Source organism: Mesorhizobium atlanticum, assembly GCF_003289965.1.
Lineage (GTDB): Bacteria > Pseudomonadota > Alphaproteobacteria > Rhizobiales > Rhizobiaceae > Mesorhizobium > Mesorhizobium atlanticum.
The window spans coordinates 1-17,632 of sequence record NZ_QMBQ01000015.1 but is presented as its reverse complement, the minus strand read 5'-3'; the positions used below and the strand labels follow the sequence as shown (position 1 = coordinate 17,632).

At 64.1% G+C, this 17,632-nt stretch carries 12 protein-coding genes; 9 read left to right on the top strand and 3 right to left on the bottom strand.

Annotation, left to right across the window (positions count from 1 at the left end):
* Positions 1-22: 22 nt before the first annotated feature.
* Entirely contained in the window at positions 23-319 is a 297-nt protein-coding gene (locus DPM35_RS31480) for an antibiotic biosynthesis monooxygenase family protein (protein WP_112131391.1), read from the bottom strand.
* Between the two features lie 214 nt (positions 320-533).
* On the opposite strand from DPM35_RS31480, the gene DPM35_RS31475 reads away from it, so the two are divergent.
* The 8 genes from DPM35_RS31475 (at position 534) to DPM35_RS31440 (ending at position 12,485) form a co-directional block, all read left to right on the top strand.
* Positions 534-1,787, top strand: a complete 1,254-nt coding sequence (locus DPM35_RS31475) for an aspartate kinase (protein ID WP_095816942.1) — start codon at positions 534-536, stop codon at positions 1,785-1,787.
* A gap of 83 nt (positions 1,788-1,870) precedes the next feature.
* The gene (gene ptsP, locus DPM35_RS31470; protein WP_112131390.1) at positions 1,871-4,141 is read left to right on the top strand and encodes a phosphoenolpyruvate--protein phosphotransferase; all 2,271 of its coding nucleotides are present in this window, start codon (positions 1,871-1,873) and stop codon (positions 4,139-4,141) included.
* Between the two features lie 10 nt (positions 4,142-4,151).
* On the top strand, positions 4,152-5,231 hold the full coding sequence (gene prfA / locus DPM35_RS31465) for a peptide chain release factor 1 (protein ID WP_112131389.1): 1,080 nt from the start codon (positions 4,152-4,154) through the stop codon (positions 5,229-5,231).
* Positions 5,224-6,093, top strand: coding sequence for a peptide chain release factor N(5)-glutamine methyltransferase (gene prmC, locus DPM35_RS31460; RefSeq protein ID WP_112131388.1), 870 nt, complete (start codon positions 5,224-5,226; stop codon positions 6,091-6,093). The genes prfA and prmC overlap by 8 nt, the downstream gene beginning before the upstream one ends.
* Before the next feature lie 313 nt (positions 6,094-6,406).
* Complete coding sequence (locus DPM35_RS31455; protein ID WP_112131387.1) at positions 6,407-7,459, top strand: DUF4167 domain-containing protein; 1,053 nt, start codon at positions 6,407-6,409, stop codon at positions 7,457-7,459.
* 268 nt (positions 7,460-7,727) lie between these two features.
* Complete coding sequence (gene clpB, locus DPM35_RS31450; protein WP_112131386.1) at positions 7,728-10,334, top strand: ATP-dependent chaperone ClpB; 2,607 nt, start codon at positions 7,728-7,730, stop codon at positions 10,332-10,334.
* Positions 10,335-10,448: 114 nt separating this feature from the next.
* Positions 10,449-10,814 (top strand): MmcQ/YjbR family DNA-binding protein, encoded by a 366-nt coding sequence (locus DPM35_RS31445; RefSeq protein ID WP_112131385.1) that lies wholly within the window; start codon positions 10,449-10,451, stop codon positions 10,812-10,814.
* Positions 10,815-10,946: 132 nt separating this feature from the next.
* Positions 10,947-12,485, top strand: coding sequence for a L,D-transpeptidase family protein (locus DPM35_RS31440; protein ID WP_112131384.1), 1,539 nt, complete (start codon positions 10,947-10,949; stop codon positions 12,483-12,485).
* Here DPM35_RS31440 and DPM35_RS31435 read toward each other — a convergent pair.
* Positions 12,459-13,091, bottom strand: a complete 633-nt coding sequence (locus DPM35_RS31435; protein ID WP_112131383.1) for a TMEM175 family protein — start codon at positions 13,089-13,091, stop codon at positions 12,459-12,461. The genes DPM35_RS31440 and DPM35_RS31435 overlap by 27 nt on opposite strands.
* Positions 13,092-13,250: 159 nt before the next feature.
* On the opposite strand from DPM35_RS31435, the gene DPM35_RS31430 reads away from it, so the two are divergent.
* A complete protein-coding gene (locus DPM35_RS31430) occupies positions 13,251-14,804 on the top strand; it encodes an MFS transporter (RefSeq protein ID WP_112131382.1) in 1,554 nt (517 codons plus the stop codon).
* A 100-nt stretch (positions 14,805-14,904) separates the two neighbouring features.
* On the opposite strand, the gene DPM35_RS31425 is transcribed toward DPM35_RS31430, so the two are convergent.
* Complete coding sequence (locus DPM35_RS31425; protein WP_181592248.1) at positions 14,905-16,884, bottom strand: M23 family metallopeptidase; 1,980 nt, start codon at positions 16,882-16,884, stop codon at positions 14,905-14,907.
* Between the last annotated feature and the right edge of the window lie 748 nt (positions 16,885-17,632).

The window sequence follows — 17,632 nt, the reverse complement described above, 5'->3', positions numbered from 1 at the left end:
CGCCCGCTTCGGGCGAGATGCGTCAGCGCGACAGGGCAACCTCGGCATGGCTCATGGCGACGGTGGCGGGCTCGATCGCCTGCATGGCCTCGCTGTCGCCGATCTCGGCCATGATGCGGTCGGCCGCCGCCTGGGCTTGATCCAGGCTCTGCCAGCGCACCACGTCCACCCAGGTGCCATCCTCGCGCTTCCCGAGGTGACGGGCAAGAAAGCCCGGCTGACGGGCAAGCCAGTCGGTCACAATCCCGTTGTTGGCGACAAAGCCGGCTTCGGTGCCGGGCCTGAGGCGGAAGGTGACGATTTCCAGGGTCTCGGTCATGAGAATCTCCAAAGGCCGGTTTCGTCGGTCTTATGGCATGATCGGCGACAGGAATCCGTCAGGATGAGCGTTGCCGGGCCGGCCACAGTTGCGCTCGCTTGCGAAGCCTTGCTGTTTTGGCTAAGGAGGCCGCGCATTTCCGCGCCCGGCTTAACCCTGGCGTTTCCTCCGGTTCCGGCCTCGCGCCGGCTTCAGTCAAAGGCATTTCGCTTCCATGGCGCGTATCGTGATGAAATTCGGCGGAACCTCGGTCGCCGACATCGCCCGCATCCGCAATGTGGCGCGCCATGTCAAACGCGAGGTCGACGCCGGCCATGAAGTGGCGGTCGTGGTGTCGGCGATGGCCGGCAAGACCAACGAACTGGTCGCCTGGACGCGCGAGGCCTCGCCGATGCATGACGCGCGCGAATATGACGCGGTCGTCGCCTCGGGCGAACAGGTCACCGCCGGCCTGTTGGCGATCACGCTGCAGAGCATGGGGGTGCACGCCCGCTCGTGGCAGGGCTGGCAGATCCCGATCAAGACCGATAATGCGCATGGCGCGGCGCGCATCCTCGACATCGACGGCGCTTTCCTGATCAAGCGCTTCGGCGAGGGCCAGGTGGCGGTCATCGCCGGTTTCCAGGGTATCGGGCCGGACAACCGCATCGCGACACTCGGCCGCGGCGGCTCCGATACAAGCGCCGTCGCGATCGCAGCGGCGGTCAAGGCCGACCGCTGCGACATCTACACCGATGTCGACGGCGTCTACACCACCGATCCGCGCATCGAGCCGAAAGCCCGGCGTCTCGCCAAGATTTCCTTCGAGGAAATGCTCGAAATGGCCTCGCTCGGCGCCAAGGTGCTGCAGGTGCGCTCGGTCGAGCTTGCCATGGTACACAGGGTGCGTACCTTCGTGCGGTCGTCCTTCGACGATCCAGATGCGCCCGGAATGGGGGATTTGCTCAATCCGCCCGGAACGCTTATTTGCGACGAGGAAGAGATCGTGGAACAGCAGGTCGTCACCGGAATTGCCTACGCCAAGGACGAAGCGCAGATTTCGCTGCGCCGCGTCGGCGACCGTCCAGGCGTCGCCGCCGGCATCTTCGGCCCGCTGGCCGAGGCCAACATCAATGTCGACATGATCGTCCAGAACATCTCCGAGGACGGCAAGTTCACCGACATGACCTTCACGGTGCCGTCCGGCGACGTGGACAAGGCGCTCGCCGTGCTGGAGAAGCTGAAAGCCGAAGTCGGCTACGATGTCGTGCAGTCGGAAGCCGGCATGTCGAAGGTCTCGGTCATCGGCATCGGCATGCGCAGCCACGCCGGCGTCGCAGCCACCGCCTTCAAGGCGCTGGCCGACAAGGCGATCAACATCCGTGCCATCACCACTTCCGAGATCAAAATCTCGATACTGATCGACGGTCCTTATACGGAACTTGCAGTTCGTACTTTGCATTCCGTCTACGGGCTCGATAAGCAATAGCAAGAACTGAGTCAGTTGTTGCGTGAACGCCGGCCGCGGGAGAAACTGCGGCGGGCGAAATGCCCATTGGAGAACAAGCCGCGATGCGTGATACGGCCAGTGGCCCGCGCGTTCTGCTCAAACGGCTTCGCGAGCTCATGCAGGAGCCGCTGGAGCCGCAGGAGCGGCTCGACCGTATCGTGCGCGACATCGCCTCCAACATGGTGGCCGAGGTCTGCTCACTCTATGTGTTGCGCGCCGACTCGGTGCTCGAGCTCTACGCCACCGAGGGTCTGAACCCCAACGCTGTCCACCTTGCGCAGTTGCGGCTCGGGCAGGGCCTGGTCGGCACGATCGCCGCCAGCGCGCGGCCGCTCAACCTCTCCAACGCGCAGGAGCACCCGGCCTTCGCCTACCTGCCGGAGACGGGCGAAGAGATCTACAATTCCTTCCTCGGCGTGCCGGTGCTGAGGGCAGGGCGCACGCTGGGCGTCCTGGTGGTGCAGAACAAGACCATGCGCCACTACCGCGACGACGAGGTCGAGGCGCTGGAAACGACGGCGATGGTGATCGCCGAGATGATCGCCACCGGCGATCTGGCTCGCCTGACCCGGCCCGGGCTGGAACTCGACCTGCGCCGCCCCGTGAGCTTCACCGGCCTTTCCTTCAACGAGGGCGTCGGCCTCGGCCATGTCGTGCTGCACGAGCCGCGCATCGTCGTCACCAACCTCTTCAACGAGGACAGCGAGGAGGAGGTGCGCCGGCTGCAGTCCTCGCTCGGCTCGCTCAGGCTCTCCATCGACGACATGCTGGAGCGGCGCGAGGTCGCCTTCGAGGGCGAGCACCGCGAGGTGCTCGAGGCCTATCGCATGTTCGCCAATGACAGCGGTTGGGTGCGCCGGCTGGAAGAGGCGATCCGCAACGGCTTGACCGCGGAGGCGGCGGTCGAGAAGGTGCAGAGCGACATGCGCGCGCGCATGCTGCACATGACCGACCCTTATCTGCGCGAGCGGATGAGCGATTTCGACGACCTTGCCAACCGGCTCCTGCGCCAGCTGATGGGGCGCGGGCCGGAGGACGTCGCGGCTGCGCTGCCCAAGGATGCCATCATCGTCGCCCGTTCGATGGGCGCGGCAGAGCTGCTCGACTATCCGCGCGACAAGCTGCGCGGCCTGGTGCTGGAGGATGGCGCCGCGACCAGCCACGTCGTCATCGTCGCCCGCGCCATGGGCATTCCCGTCGCCGGCCAGATGAAGGGCGCCGTTTCCATGGCGGAAAACGGCGACGCCATCATAGTCGACGGCGAGGAAGGCACGATCCATCTGCGACCGCAGTCGGACCTCGAGGCCGCCTATGCCGAAAAGGTCCGTTTCCGGGCCCGGCGGCAGGAGGTCTACCGCGAGCTGCGCAAGAAGCCGTCCGTGACCAAGGATGGGGTTCCGGTCGATCTCCTGATGAATGCCGGTCTCGCCGTCGACCTGCCGCAGCTGACCGAATCGGGCGCCGCCGGCATCGGGCTGTTCCGCACCGAATTGCAGTTCATGGTCGCCTCGACCTTCCCGCGCGCCGAGGCGCAGGAGAGGCTCTACCGCGACGTGCTCGACGCCGCGCGCGGCAAGCCGGTCACCTTCCGCACCATCGATATCGGCGGCGACAAGGTGCTGCCTTACTTCAAGGGGGCGATCCAGGAAGAGAACCCGGCGCTGGGATGGCGTGCGATCCGGCTGACGCTCGATCGTCCCGGCCTGCTCAGAACGCAGATCCGGGCGCTGTTGAAGGCCAGCGGCGGCCGCGAGCTGAAGTTGATGCTGCCGATGGTGACCGAGCTGTCGGAGATCGCGCAGGCGCGCGAGATCATCGACCGCGAGGTCCGGCACCTGTCGCGCTTTGCCCATCACCTGCCCACCAGCCTCAGGCTCGGCGCGATGCTGGAAGTGCCCTCGCTCTTGTTCCAGCTCGACGAACTGATGAAGGCGGTGGATTTCGTTTCGGTCGGTTCCAACGACCTCTTCCAGTTCATCATGGCGGTCGATCGCGGCAACACACAGCTTGCCGACCGCTTCGACACGCTTTCGGCGCCATTCCTGCGGGTGCTGAAGACGATCGCCGATGCCGGCGCCCGCAACAACACGCCGGTGACGCTGTGCGGCGAGCTTGCCGGCAAGCCGATCTCGGCGATGGCGCTGATCGGCCTCGGCTTCCGCTCGATCTCTATGTCGCCAGCCTCGATCGGCCCGGTCAAGGCGATGCTGACCGAGCTGCCGCTGCAGGAGCTGAAAGACTTCTTCAAGGACAATCTGATGGCACCTGCCCAAGGGACGCCGATGCGGGCGCTGCTGCAGGCGTTTGCCGACGACCGTTCTATACCGCTATAGCCATCCCACCATGATCAACCTGCCCCGCGACCGCATGGACCAAGTCGTCAAGCGTTTCGACATGCTCGAAGCGCAGATGGCGGCCGGACCCGCCGCCGATCAATATGTCAAGATGGCTTCCGAATATGCCGACATCCAGGAGATGGTGGGCAAGATCCGGGCGTTGCGCGCCGCCGAGCAGGAACAGGCGGACCTCGAGGCGATGCTCGCCGACAAGGCGACCGACGCCGAGATGCGGGCCTTGGCCGAGGCGGACCTGCCTCAGGTGAAGAGCCGCATCGAGACGCTGCAGAAGGATATCCAGATCCTGCTCCTGCCCAAGGACGCGGCCGATGAGAGGAACGCCATCCTCGAAATCCGCGCAGGCACCGGCGGCGATGAGGCGGCGTTGTTCGCCGGCGATCTCTTTCGCATGTATGAGCGCTATGCCGCCTCGCGCGGCTGGCGCTTCGAGGTCGTGTCGGCCAGCGAGGGCGAGGTCGGGGGCTACAAGGAAATCATCGCCTCGGTGTCGGGCAAGGGCGTGTTCGCGCATCTGAAGTTCGAATCCGGCGTTCACCGGGTCCAGCGCGTGCCGGAAACCGAAGCGGGCGGGCGCATCCATACCTCGGCGGCGACGGTCGCCGTTCTGCCCGAGGCCGAGGAGGTCGATATCGATATCCGGCCGGAGGATATCCGCATCGACACAATGCGCGCCTCGGGTTCCGGCGGCCAGCACGTCAACACCACCGACTCGGCGGTTCGCATCACACACCTGCCAACCGGCATCATGGTGGTGCAGGCGGAGAAGTCGCAGCACCAGAACCGGGCGCGCGCCATGCAGATCCTGCGCGCGCGGCTCTACGACCTGGAGCGCAGCCGCGCGGATGAGGAGCGCTCGTCGTCGCGAAAATCGCAGGTCGGCTCGGGCGACCGGTCGGAGCGCATCCGCACCTACAACTTCCCGCAAGGGCGCGTCACCGACCATCGCATCAACCTCACGCTCTACAAGCTCGATCGGGTGATGATGGGTGAGCTCGACGAGGTGATCGACGCGCTGATCGCCGACCATCAGTCGAAGCTGTTAGCCGATATGAGCCTCGATGGCTGATCGATTGCCTGCCGCGCTCGGGCCGTTGCTCAAGGTGGCGCGCGAGCGTCTGGTCGCCGCGGGGATTGACGATCCGGCGCTCGATTCCCGGCTGATCGTGGAACATTTCTCCGGTACGACCCGCACCCAGGCCATTGCCGAACCAGGGCACGAGGTGGGTTCGGCGGCACTTTCGGCCGTAGAAGCGGCCCTGAGGCGTCGCGTCGCAGGTGAGCCGGTGCACCGCATCCTCGGTTATCGCGAATTCTACGGTTTGCGCCTGTCGCTCTCACCGGAGACGCTTGAGCCGCGGCCGGACACCGAGACGCTGGTCGACGCCATCGTGCCTTTTGCCCGGGCAACGGCCGAAAGGCTCGGCGAATGCCGTATTCTCGATCTAGGCACAGGCACAGGTGCTATCGCGCTGGCCCTGCTCGGCGCCGTTCCGGCTGCCACCGCGACGGGCGTCGACATTTCACCGGACGCGTTGGCGACCGCGGCCCGAAATGCCCGGGATCTGGGGCTCGGCGGGCGCTTCAAAGCCTTGCATTCCAACTGGTTCGAAAAAGTTTCGGGGTCCTACCATGTAATTGCCTCGAACCCTCCCTATATACCTAGCCAAGAGATTGGAAATCTGCAGGACGAGGTCCGCGATTTCGACCCGCACCGGGCATTGGACGGCGGTGCGGATGGTTTGGACCCCTATCGGGTCATCGCCGCTGAAGCGGCAGGATTTCTGGAAACGCAAGGCAGAGTAGCGGTCGAGATCGGCCACACGCAGAAAAACGAGGTAACCGGGATATTCGCGGCAGCTGGATACAGGCTCGCCGGCGCCTATCGCGACCTCGGCGGCAATGATAGAGTTCTGGTGTTCGAGCGTTGAAAGCCCTGATACAGCGCGAAAAAACCGCTTGGCAACACCAGGGAATGCAGTTAGGGTCCGGCTCAACCGGATGAGACGAAGCAGGCAGTGCTCCCAGCGATTCGGTTTTCCTTGGAAATAGCTGCCTTCTTGCGCAAACGACGCCCAAGCTTCGTGCGGGAATCATCTGGCAAGTGATGTAACCGGAACAGGATGGCACGTGGCGCCAACGCAATTGATGCGGGCGAACGCCGGTGAAGAAACGAAACGGCTGGCTGCATGAGCGCCTCCGTTCGCGAAGGGTTTTTCGAAAATTCACTATGAAGAGAGTCTAATGAGGCCACAACAGCAGAACAGGCGCATGCGCGGTCGCAACAACAATGGCGGCGGTGGCAACAACAACAACCGCAAGGGGCCAAATCCCCTGACCCGCACCTATGAGAGCAACGGCCCGGATGTAAAGATCCGCGGATCGGCTCAACAGATCGCCGAGAAATACGCCACACTCGCCCGTGACGCGCAGAGTTCCGGCGACCGGGTGATGGCGGAGAACTATCTCCAGCACGCCGAGCACTACAATCGCATCATTGCCGCCGCGCAGGCGCAGATGCCGATCCAGAACGCCCAGCAAAACCGCGACGACTTCGATGACGATCTCGACGAGGATCGTGACGAGTTCGATTCTGTCGGCAATACCAACGGCAGCAGTGGAGCCGAGGCGCCGACCGCGGCGAATGGCTCGGGGCCGCAGCCTGTGATCGAGGGCACGCCGGCGGAACTCGCCTACAACCAGGAAAACGGCCGCGACAACAACCGGCGCGACAATAACCAGCGCGACAACCGCGACAACAATGGCCGCGACCGCCATCGTGACCGCCGCAACGGCGGCTACGGTCAGTATGGCCAGAACGGCCAGCGTGGCGAAAACGGCCAACGCGGCGAGCATGGCGGCCAGCAGTTCGACCAGAACCGGCGCAATGAGACCCCGGCGCAGCCCGGGGCCGCTGGAGAGGCCGGACCCCAGGCCGAGCAGGCGCCGCAGTTCGACAGTTTCTCGCCGGCCGCGCTCGCCGCGCAGGCCGAGCTCAACGAAGCCGCCATGGAAAATGGTGGCGGTCGCCGGCCGCGGCGTCCGCGCCGCCCGCGCGGCAACTATGCCGATCAGGCAGGCAATGGCGAGCAGGGCGACCAGCCGCAGAGCGCAAGCCCTGAAAATCCAGGCGAAGCAAATCCAGGCGAAGCACATAACGCGCTGAACAATAGCGGTGAGGCAGGCGCCAAGCCCGCCGAAGAGGCAAGGCCGGCGAGCGAGCCTGTCGCCAGCGAGCCGGCGCCGGTCGCCGGCGAAGCTCCTGGCGAACCGGTGACCGCCGACGCGAACAACTGACCGAAACACCATTTCAGGCATTGCAGACGGCGGGGATATTTCTCCGCCGTTTTCGTTCGTGCGTAGCTAAAGCGCGTCGCGGCGCGCTCGCGCACTTTTGGGGCGACATGCAGTGGAATATTCTGCTTTGATCGACATCAAGGCGTCTTGAGGGACCGCACCCCATACACCATATCTCGGCTGAACAGGGCTCGGCTCTTTTGGGCGGGTCCGTCACCGCAATCTGATCCGGTGCCGCAAAGCGGGCCGGTGACGGAAGGAGACAGATATGAATCTTGAAAAATACTCGGAGCGCGTGCGCGGCTTCATCCAGTCCGCGCAGACCATGGCGCTCTCGCGCAATCACCAGCAATTCACGCCTGAACATATGCTGAAGGTGCTCGTCGACGATGACGAGGGCCTTGCCGCGTCCCTGATTGAGCGTGCCGGCGGCAATGCCCGCGACGCCAAGCTCGGCGTCGAGGCGGCGCTCGAGGCCATGCCTAAGGTCGAGGGCGGCAACGGCCAGCTCTATCTGGCCCAGCCGCTCGCCAAGGTGTTTTCGACCGCCGAGGATCTTGCCAAGAAGGCCGGCGACAGCTTCGTCACTGTCGAGCGGCTGTTGCAGGCGCTTGTCATGGAGAAGTCGGCCAAGACCGCCGACATCCTGTCCAAGGCCGGCGTTACCGCGCAGGCCCTCAACCAGGCCATCAATGATATCCGCAAGGGCCGCACCGCCGATTCGGCGAGTGCCGAGCAGGGCTATGACGCGCTGAAGAAATACGCGCGTGACCTGACGGCCGATGCCCGCTCGGGCAAGCTCGATCCGGTCATCGGCCGCGACGACGAGATCCGCCGCACCATCCAGGTGCTGTCGCGGCGCACCAAGAACAACCCCGTGCTGATCGGCGAGCCGGGCGTCGGCAAGACGGCGATCGCCGAGGGCCTGGCGCTGCGCATCGTCAATGGCGACGTGCCGGAATCGCTGAAGGACAAGCAGCTAATGGCGCTCGACATGGGCGCGCTGATTGCCGGCGCCAAATATCGCGGCGAGTTCGAGGAGCGGCTGAAGGCCGTGCTCAACGAAGTCACGTCGGCCAGTGGCAACATCATCCTGTTCATCGACGAGATGCACACGCTGGTCGGCGCCGGCAAGGCGGATGGCGCGATGGACGCGTCGAACCTGTTGAAGCCCGCGCTGGCGCGCGGCGAGCTGCACTGCATCGGCGCGACCACGCTCGACGAGTACCGCAAGCATGTCGAGAAGGACCCCGCCCTTGCCCGCCGTTTCCAGCCCGTCTTCGTCGACGAGCCGACGGTGGAGGACACGGTTTCGATCCTGCGCGGTCTGAAGGAGAAATACGAGCAGCACCACAAGGTGCGCATCTCCGATTCCGCGCTGGTCTCGGCGGCGACGCTTTCCAACCGCTACATCGCCGACCGCTTCCTGCCGGATAAGGCGATCGACCTAGTCGACGAGGCGGCTTCGAGGCTGCGCATGCAGGTCGATTCCAAGCCCGAGGCGCTGGACGAGATCGACCGCCGCATCATGCAGCTGAAGATCGAGCGCGAGGCGCTGAAGGTCGAGAAGGATGAGGCCTCCAAGGACCGGCTTGCCCGGCTGGAGAAGGAACTCGCCGGCCTCGAGGAGGAATCGACCGAGCTGACCGCGAAGTGGCAGGCCGAAAAGCAGAAGCTTGGCCTCGCCGCCGACCTGAAGAAGCGGCTCGACGAGATGCGCAACGAACTGGCGATCGCGCAGCGCAAGGGCGAGTTCCAGCGCGCCGGCGAGCTTGCCTATGGCAAGATCCCGGAACTGGAGAAGAAGCTCAAGGAAGCCGAGGCCCAGGACGGCAAGGCAGGCATGGTGGAAGAGGTGGTCACCCCTGACCACGTCGCGCATGTCGTATCGCGCTGGACCGGCATTCCGGTCGACAAGATGCTCGAAGGGCAGCGCGAGAAGCTGTTGCGCATGGAAGACGAGATCGGCAAGCGGGTCGTCGGCCAGGGCGAAGCCGTGCAGGCGGTGTCCAAGGCCGTGCGGCGTGCCCGCGCCGGGCTGCAGGATCCGAACCGACCGATCGGGTCGTTCATGTTCCTTGGGCCTACCGGCGTCGGCAAGACCGAGCTCACCAAGGCGCTGGCGAGCTTCCTGTTCGACGACGAGACGGCGATGGTGCGCATCGATATGTCGGAGTTCATGGAGAAGCACTCCGTCGCCCGGCTGATCGGCGCGCCTCCCGGCTATGTCGGCTATGAGGAAGGCGGGGCGCTGACCGAAGCGGTGCGGCGCCGACCCTATCAGGTCGTGCTGTTCGACGAGATCGAGAAGGCGCATCCGGATGTGTTCAACGTGCTGCTGCAGGTGCTCGATGACGGCCGGCTGACCGACGGTCAGGGCCGCACGGTCGACTTCCGCAACACGCTGATCATCATGACGTCCAACCTCGGCGCCGAATACCTGGTCAGTCTCGGCGACGACCAGGATGTCGATGCCGTGCGCGACGAGGTGATGAGCGTGGTGAGATCCTCGTTCCGACCCGAGTTCCTCAACCGCGTCGACGAGGTGATCCTGTTCCACCGGCTGCGCCGGGAGGACATGGACCGCATCGTCGAGATCCAGCTCAAGCGGCTGGAGAACCTGCTCGTCGATCGCAAGATCACGCTGTCGCTGGATCACGATGCGATCGAGTGGCTGGCGTCGAAGGGCTACGACCCGGCCTATGGCGCCAGGCCGCTGAAGCGGGTGATGCAGAAGGAACTGCAGGACCCGCTGGCGGAGAAAATCCTGCTCGGCGAGATCCTCGACGGTTCGACCGTCAAGGTCACGGCGGGTTCCGACCGGCTGAACTTCCGCTCGAAGCCGACCGTGGTGGCGACGGAAGCCGCCGCCTGATCCCCGGCACGTTGGAATGAAAGGGCGCGTCGCACCGGACCGGTGCGGCGCGCTTTGTTATTTTCGGGGACGGCCCATAATCAGCTGCCGATTCGGATGACTGGGAAGGACTCGATGAAGCTCGACGATTACAACGGCTTCTGCGCTTCGTTGCCCGCCACGACGCATGTCGTCCAATGGGGCGGCGCCCATGTATGGAAGGTCGGCGGCAAGGTGTTCGCCATCGGCGGCTGGAACGACGGTGGCGAGCTTTTTGTCACCTTCAAATGTTCCGAGATGGCCTATGACGTGCTCAAGGATCAGCCGGGCTGCCGGCCGGCGCCCTATCTCGCTTCGCGCGGCATGAAATGGATCCAGCGTCAGACAAGCCAAAGCGTGGATGATGCGGCGCTCAAGGACTATCTGCGCGAAAGCCACCGCTTGGTCGTCCTGAAGCTGACCAGACAGGCACGCAGGCAATTGGGGCTCGCCGCAGACTAGCTAATGTTCCTCAAGGCATTGGAAATCCGCCATCTTCATGCCCGGTTCATGTTGGAAGCTTAATTTGGGTAACTGGTTTGCTGGCGAAGATTCGCCCGCCAGAAGCCAGAGTCGACCGGAGAGCTTGACCCCATGCTGCGCTTGATCTTTTCCCTTTCGGCACTCGCGGCCGGGCTGGCGTCTTACGGCGCGTTCGCCGCGCCGAGCGTGGATGGCCCGCAAGGCGTGCGCCCGGCTGAGCGCGGCGCGCTGATGCTGGCCCAGGAAGGCAATATCGATATCTATTACGACGCCAGGGGCAATCGGGTGCTGGTCGATGCCGACACCGGCAAGGTCATCGCCATCCAGCCGCCGGGGAGCAGGCTCGATCGCCGCGCGCTTCGCCGGCAGATGCGCACGCAAGAGCTCGGCCGCGCGCCGGCCGAGGACGACGACCGCTACTATCTCGACAATCCCGAGGACATGGCTCGCTTCCGCCGGCGGCAGCTGGAGGAGAATGGCCGGGTCATTCCGCCGCCGGCCGACGAATACGATCCCAACGGCGACGGCAATTCCGTCGATGCCTATCCGCCGGCGCCCAACAATGATGAGGGCTATGCCACCACCTATCCGGAGGAGCCGAAGTCCAACACCATCAAGCGCCAGCCGTTGAACGAGGCGTCGATCGACCCGGAGCAGCCGGGCCAGGGCGAGGTCCTGCAGACCAATCCGGAGGCCTCGTTGCCGCCGAACACAGGCGGTAAGGCCAGTGTCGATCCGTCGCTGTCGCTCGGGGTGCGTCAGGACGTTGCCGCGCTGCAGGTGCTGCTCGATCGCGGCGGCGCCTCGCCGGGCGTGATCGACGGGCGCTTCGGCTCCAATGTCGACAAGGCGCTGGCCGCCTATAACGAAATAAACGGCACCAATCTGAAATCGACCGATGCGGTCGGCATCCAGGCGGCGCTCGCGCAGTCGGGCGGCGACCCCTTTGCTTCCTACACGATCACGCCGGAAGATGTGGCCGGCCCGTATGTGGCCTCGATCCCCGAGGACTACAGCCAGAAGGCCAAGCTCGACTGCATGTGCTACACCTCGGTCACCGAGGCGCTGGCCGAGCGCTTCCACATGGACGAGACCTATCTGAAGTCGATCAACAAGGGCGCCGACTTCAATCGCCCCGGCACGATGATCAAGGTCGCCAATTTCGGCAAGCTGGTCTCGACGCCGGTGACGCGCATCGTCGCCGACAAGACCAAGAAGGAAGTCTACGCCTATGATGGCAGCGGCAAGCTGGTCGCGGCCTATCCGGCCACGATCGGCTCGGCCGACACGCCGTCGCCTACCGGCATCCATGCCGTCTCGCGCATCGCGCTCGACCCGAACTACACCTACAATCCCAACATCAATTTCAAGCAGGGCCAGAACGACAAGATCCTGACCGTTCCGCCGGGACCGAACGGTCCGGTCGGCTCGGTGTGGATCGCGCTCGACAAGCCGACCTACGGCATCCACGGCACGCCCGATCCCTCCAAGATCGGCAAGACCGAGAGCCATGGCTGCGTGCGCCTGACCAACTGGGATGCACGCGAGCTTGCCAAGCTGGTGTCGCCGGGCGTCACGGTGGAGTTCGTCGGCGGACCAACAATCGCGGAGGTCGGCGGGACCTCAACCGATGAGTTTACGCAGCAGTGAGCTGCGCGGCGCGGCGGCGTAAACAAGCTGCACCAGCAGGATGAAGCCTATGCTGAGCAGCGGCGTGATCAGGCACAACGCCGCGCCGACCGCCCACAGCGCCTGCGCCTTGACGATGCGAGCGTAGACGGTGCGCCGCGTTTCAGCGTCCACGTCCTCGGCGATCATGCCGTTCCTGTCGGCATACCACCAACTGGCGAACAGCGAGGCGCCGAGCATCAAAAGGTTCAGCCAATAAACCAGCACCGCGATCCTGAATTCCAGGAAATCGGCCAGCAGGTCGGTTGAAAACGGCAACAGCGCGATGAAGGCGAGAAAGCACAGGTTGAGCGTCGCGAGCCTGCGGTCCGATTTTGCGATCAGGCCATGCTGGGCCTGCTGGCCGAACCAGAAGATGGTGAGCGTGAGGAAACTCAGCGCATAGGTGAGGAACCGCGGCGCCAGCGCCAGGATCGCGGCGAGCAACTCGCCTTCCGAATGCACCGCCTCATGCGACGGCACCCTGATCTCCAGCACGATCAAGGTCAGCGCGATGGCGAAGACGCCGTCGGTTATGCCGACGACGCGCCCGCGTCCTTCCGCCGACGGTTCGAGCGGCCGCTTCATGGCTTCCCCCTCCCACGCATGATGCTGGAACCTAGCACGCTGCCGACGGTTTGCATCAGGATTGAGCCCACCTCCCCACCCGGCCAGTGTTGTCTGGTTTCAAGAACAGCGATGCTCTGGCTTGTTGTTGCGATCGCGCCGGAGGGCTAAGCAGGAATCATGTCATCCGCGAACGAAACGACTGTTGATTCGCATTCGCCCGCGCGCGCGAACGGTACATTCTGCCCTCAGACGCAGCGAAAGTTCGTGCTGGTCGCAGCGATTCTTGCTTCGGCGCTCGGCTTCATCGACGGCTCGATCCTCGCGATCGCCATGCCGGCGTTGCGCGCCGATCTCGGCGCCAGCCTGGCGGAAGCACAGTGGATTTCCAACGCCTATGCGCTGACGCTGTCGGCGCTCATCCTGGCGGGCGGCGCTGCAGGCGATCGGTTCGGGTTGCGGCGCGCCTTCGTGACCGGCATCGCGCTGTTCATCGTCGCCTCGCTCGCCTGCGCGGTGGCTCCCGACCCGGCCATATTGATCGCCTTCCGCGCCATCCAGGGCATCGGCGCGGCGATCATGGTGCCGGGCAGCCTCGCCATCATCGCCAAAGCCTATCCGAAGAAGGAGCGCGGCCGGGCGATCGGCATCTGGGCCGCTGCATCGGCGCTGACCACGGCTCTTGGCCCCGTTCTGGGCGGCTTCGTTTTGACGACGTTCGGCAATGGGGTCTGGCGCGCGATCTTCGCCATCAACCTGCCGCTCGGGCTGGTGTCGATCTATCTGCTTCTGGCCAAGGTGCCGGCCGACAAGCCGACCGAAAAACGCAGCCTGGATCTCGGGGGCGCCGGGCTGGCGACGCTTGCCTTCGGCCTGCTCGCCTATGGACTGACGGCAATGAATGCCGAAGGCGGCGGAATGCTGTCAACGCCCGCGATCATTGCCGGTGTGGTTCTGCTCTTTGTCTTCATCGCTTATGAGCGCTGGCAGCGCGATCCGATGATCGATCTCGGCCTGTTCCGCATCCGCGCCTTCGCCGGCGCCAATCTGGCGACATTCTTCCTCTATTTCGCGCTTTCGGCCAATTTGTTCTACCTGCCGATGCTTCTGATCGCCGGCTGGAGGCTAAGCGAGGCCGAGGTCGGCTTCATCTTCCTGCCGCTGTCGGCGTCGATCGCGCTTTTGTCTGGACCGGCCGGCCAGTGGTCGGACCGGATCGGTCCGCGCTTTCCGATCGCCAGCGGCAGCATGGTCGTCGCCATCGCCTTTGCCGGCCTCGCCATGCTGACGCATTTCGGCATCCACAATTTCTGGACCGGCACCTTTCCGCTGATGGCGCTGATGGGGTTGGGAATGGCGCAGGTCGTGTCACCGCTGTCGACCGCGGTCATGACGTCCGTCGAGGACAAGGACACTGGTGCCGCGTCCGGCATCAACAATGCGGTCTCGCGCGTCGGCGGCCTGATCGCGGTGGCGGCGATGGGTTCGCTGGCGGCCTGGGTTTACGCGCGGATCATCGGCAATGCTTCCGGGGTGCCAGGTTTCGGCGAGCCGCCCGCTTCCGGGCTCGCGGCCAATCTCGATGCGGCTAGAGTGGCGGCAAGCGATTCCGCTTTCACCGCGGTCGCGGCGGTCACGGCGCTGCTTTGCGTGCTTTCTTCCCTCATCGCCTGGTTCACGGTTCCCGGGCAGGCATCGCCCTGGCCACGGCAGACAGCCGAATCGCGTGATTAGAGCCGTTCCAGGAAAAGTGTGAGCGGTTAAGCCCGGCGACTTCGCTGTAGCCTTCCGTCTGGAATTGCGTCGAAATAGGTAGAGCGGTTCCTGGAACTGCTCAGTTCGGAAGCTGCGAATCAGCCTTGGCGCTGGCGACTTTCAGCGAGTTGCCGTCTTCCTGCTTGAGAAGATCGTCGATGCGCTCGCGCTCTTTCTTGAAAGCCACGAGATCGTCACCCTTCAGCACCTTGCCGACCGGCAGGCGCACGCGCATCGAATCGACCTTGGTGCCGTTGACGATGAGCTCGTAATGGAGATGCGGGCCCGTCGACAGGCCAGTCTGGCCGAGATAGCCGATGACCTGGCCCTGGCGGACATGGACGCCGGGCTCGATGCCTTTGGCAAAAGCGCTCTGGTGGTTGTAGGACGTCTCGTAGCCATTGGCATGGCGCAGGATGATCTGCTTGCCATAGCCGCCGGCCCATCCGGCCTTCTCCACGACGCCATTGCCGGCCGCGATGATAGGCGATCCGATCGGAGCGGCCCAGTCGGTGCCGGTGTGCATGCGCACATAGCCGAGAATCGGGTGCCGGCGCGCGCCGAAGCCTGAGGTGAAGCGCCCGTTGGGCAGCGGGTTGCGCAGCAGGAACTGCTTGGCGCTCGAACCGTTCTCGTCGAAATAGTCGGTGCTGCCGTCCTGCATCTGGAAGCGATAGAAATTCCGCGTCTGCCCGCCAAAGGTCGCCGACACGTAGAGAAGCTCCGAATTGTCGGAGGTCTGGTCGTCGCCATCGGGCTGCGAGAACAGGACCTCCAGCCGATCGGCAGGCGAAAGCCGCGACTGGAAATCGACGTCCGAGGCAAGAAGCTTGATCAGCTTCTGGGTCATCGCTTTCGACATGCCGTAGGAATAGGCGGTGCGATAGATGCCGTCATAGATATTGGGAAGGTTGCCGCGCACCACGACGGGCTGCGAATCATCGAACGCCGTCAAAAGCTCGGGATTTGGCTCCGGCTCCTGGGCCGGCACATACTGGCCGCGGTCGTCGAGCGCGATGGTGACGATGTGCGTGGTCTTGTCATAGACACTGGTGCGCACGACCTTGGCGATGTCGCCGCGTACTTCGAGGCCGACACGCAGCACCGTTCCGGCCTTGAGCGCCGTGGTGTTCAACAGCTTGCCGATCGCTTCCGCCATGCCGGTGGCGTCAGCGCCGGTGTAGCCCGAATCGGCATAGGCCTCGGCGATATCGGTATCCTCGGTGAAGGGAATGATTTCCTCGGCGAAGGCCGGCGTCTGGTCGTCCAGCGTGGCGCGAGGCGTCACCGAAACGTTTTCCTGCGTGATCTTCACGTCATAGGAGCCTGCCATCGATTCGGCGAAGGCGTCGCCGAATCGCTGCGGATCGACATAATGCAGCGCCGCCACCTGGACGGCGCCGTCGCTCAAGCCGTTGCTGGCGTCCCGCACGACCTTTTCCACCTCGTCGGCGGACAGGTCGCTCTTTTCATCGAATGAAGCCGTATCGATCGGGAAATCGACCGTCTTGAGGCTCATTTCGCTATCGACCTTGGCGCCGTAGATTTGGCCGGCAACCGCGGTGGCCATTGCCGGCTGGACATTGTCGTCGCTGTCGTCGCCGAAGACCTGCATCGGATCGAATGGCGGGTAGGGACGGTTTGTGGTGTGGCCGGCGGCTAAGGCCATCTTGATCTGCACGAAAGGCATGGTGTGGATAACGTCACGGTCGCCGACCTTGGTGACCATCGACACTTCCATGCGCCGCCGGTCCTTCGCCCGGGCGATCTGGCGGGGCGCTACCAGCCTGGTGGTCTTTGCCTGTTCGCCGGAATCATCGCCGCCGCTGGCAAGACCGATGAGCTCGGCGATCTCGGGTGGCGTGGCCAGTTGCTGGCGCCCGTCGAGCGCCGCAAACAGCGCCACGCCCATCAACACGCTTGAGGTCACACCGGTGAGGAAGGTACCCGACAGCCAGCGCGCCGACACCTCGCGGCGGTCAGGCGGACCGCTGCGGCCGTCCGCGATCAGCGGCGGCTCGTTGCCGAGTTCGGCTATGACCTCTTCGGTGTCCGGCATCCAGAAAGGCTGCTTCTTCCCCAGGCGAAACGGCTTGTCGTTCTCGTTGCGGCCATGACATTTGCCTGTCACGGCCGTTGAAGTCAACGAAGCGGCAAGCCGGCCGATATCCCCAATGATGCGTCTCTTGCGAGACGGTGCTGTTGTCGTCTGTCGCGGTCGTCTGTTTTGGGGGCGCCTCACACATACGCGCGCGCCTTCCTTATATGGGCTGGTTTCACGCCTCAATGCGGCGGCAATAGGGCCCGTTGTGGATGACCCAAGGGCTGCCGCAAGGGCAGTCGGCTATCGAAAAAGCGGGCTGAAAAATTCGTCGCAAAAAATTCAAAAAAGTTCGAAATCGGTGTTGACGCCTCGAGGGAGCTCCGACTATATACGCCCCACCAACGACGGCGGCGACGCTGCTGGCGACCAAGAAGTTCGCTTCTGAGTATCGCGAGAGTTGGACCGAATTCAAGAGAGCCGCGTGAGCGACACTCGGGAGGCCCCGGAGCCGAAAGCGAAGTGGGCTGTGACATTGCGTGAAGCGGTGTCTGTTCTTTGACAATTGAATATTGAAGAAAGAGAAACGTGGGCGGCAGAGTCCTGCTGAGCCTCTTACTCCGCCAGGGGTAATTGGTTCGAACGAGACTTTGGCGGATCACGTTTCGTGAGAATAAGTCTACCAAGGCATTAAGTTGCCTAGGTGTGAATGTTCTCGTCGATTCATGCGTGACCAATAAAGCCAAATCAAAGTCTTATTAAACTT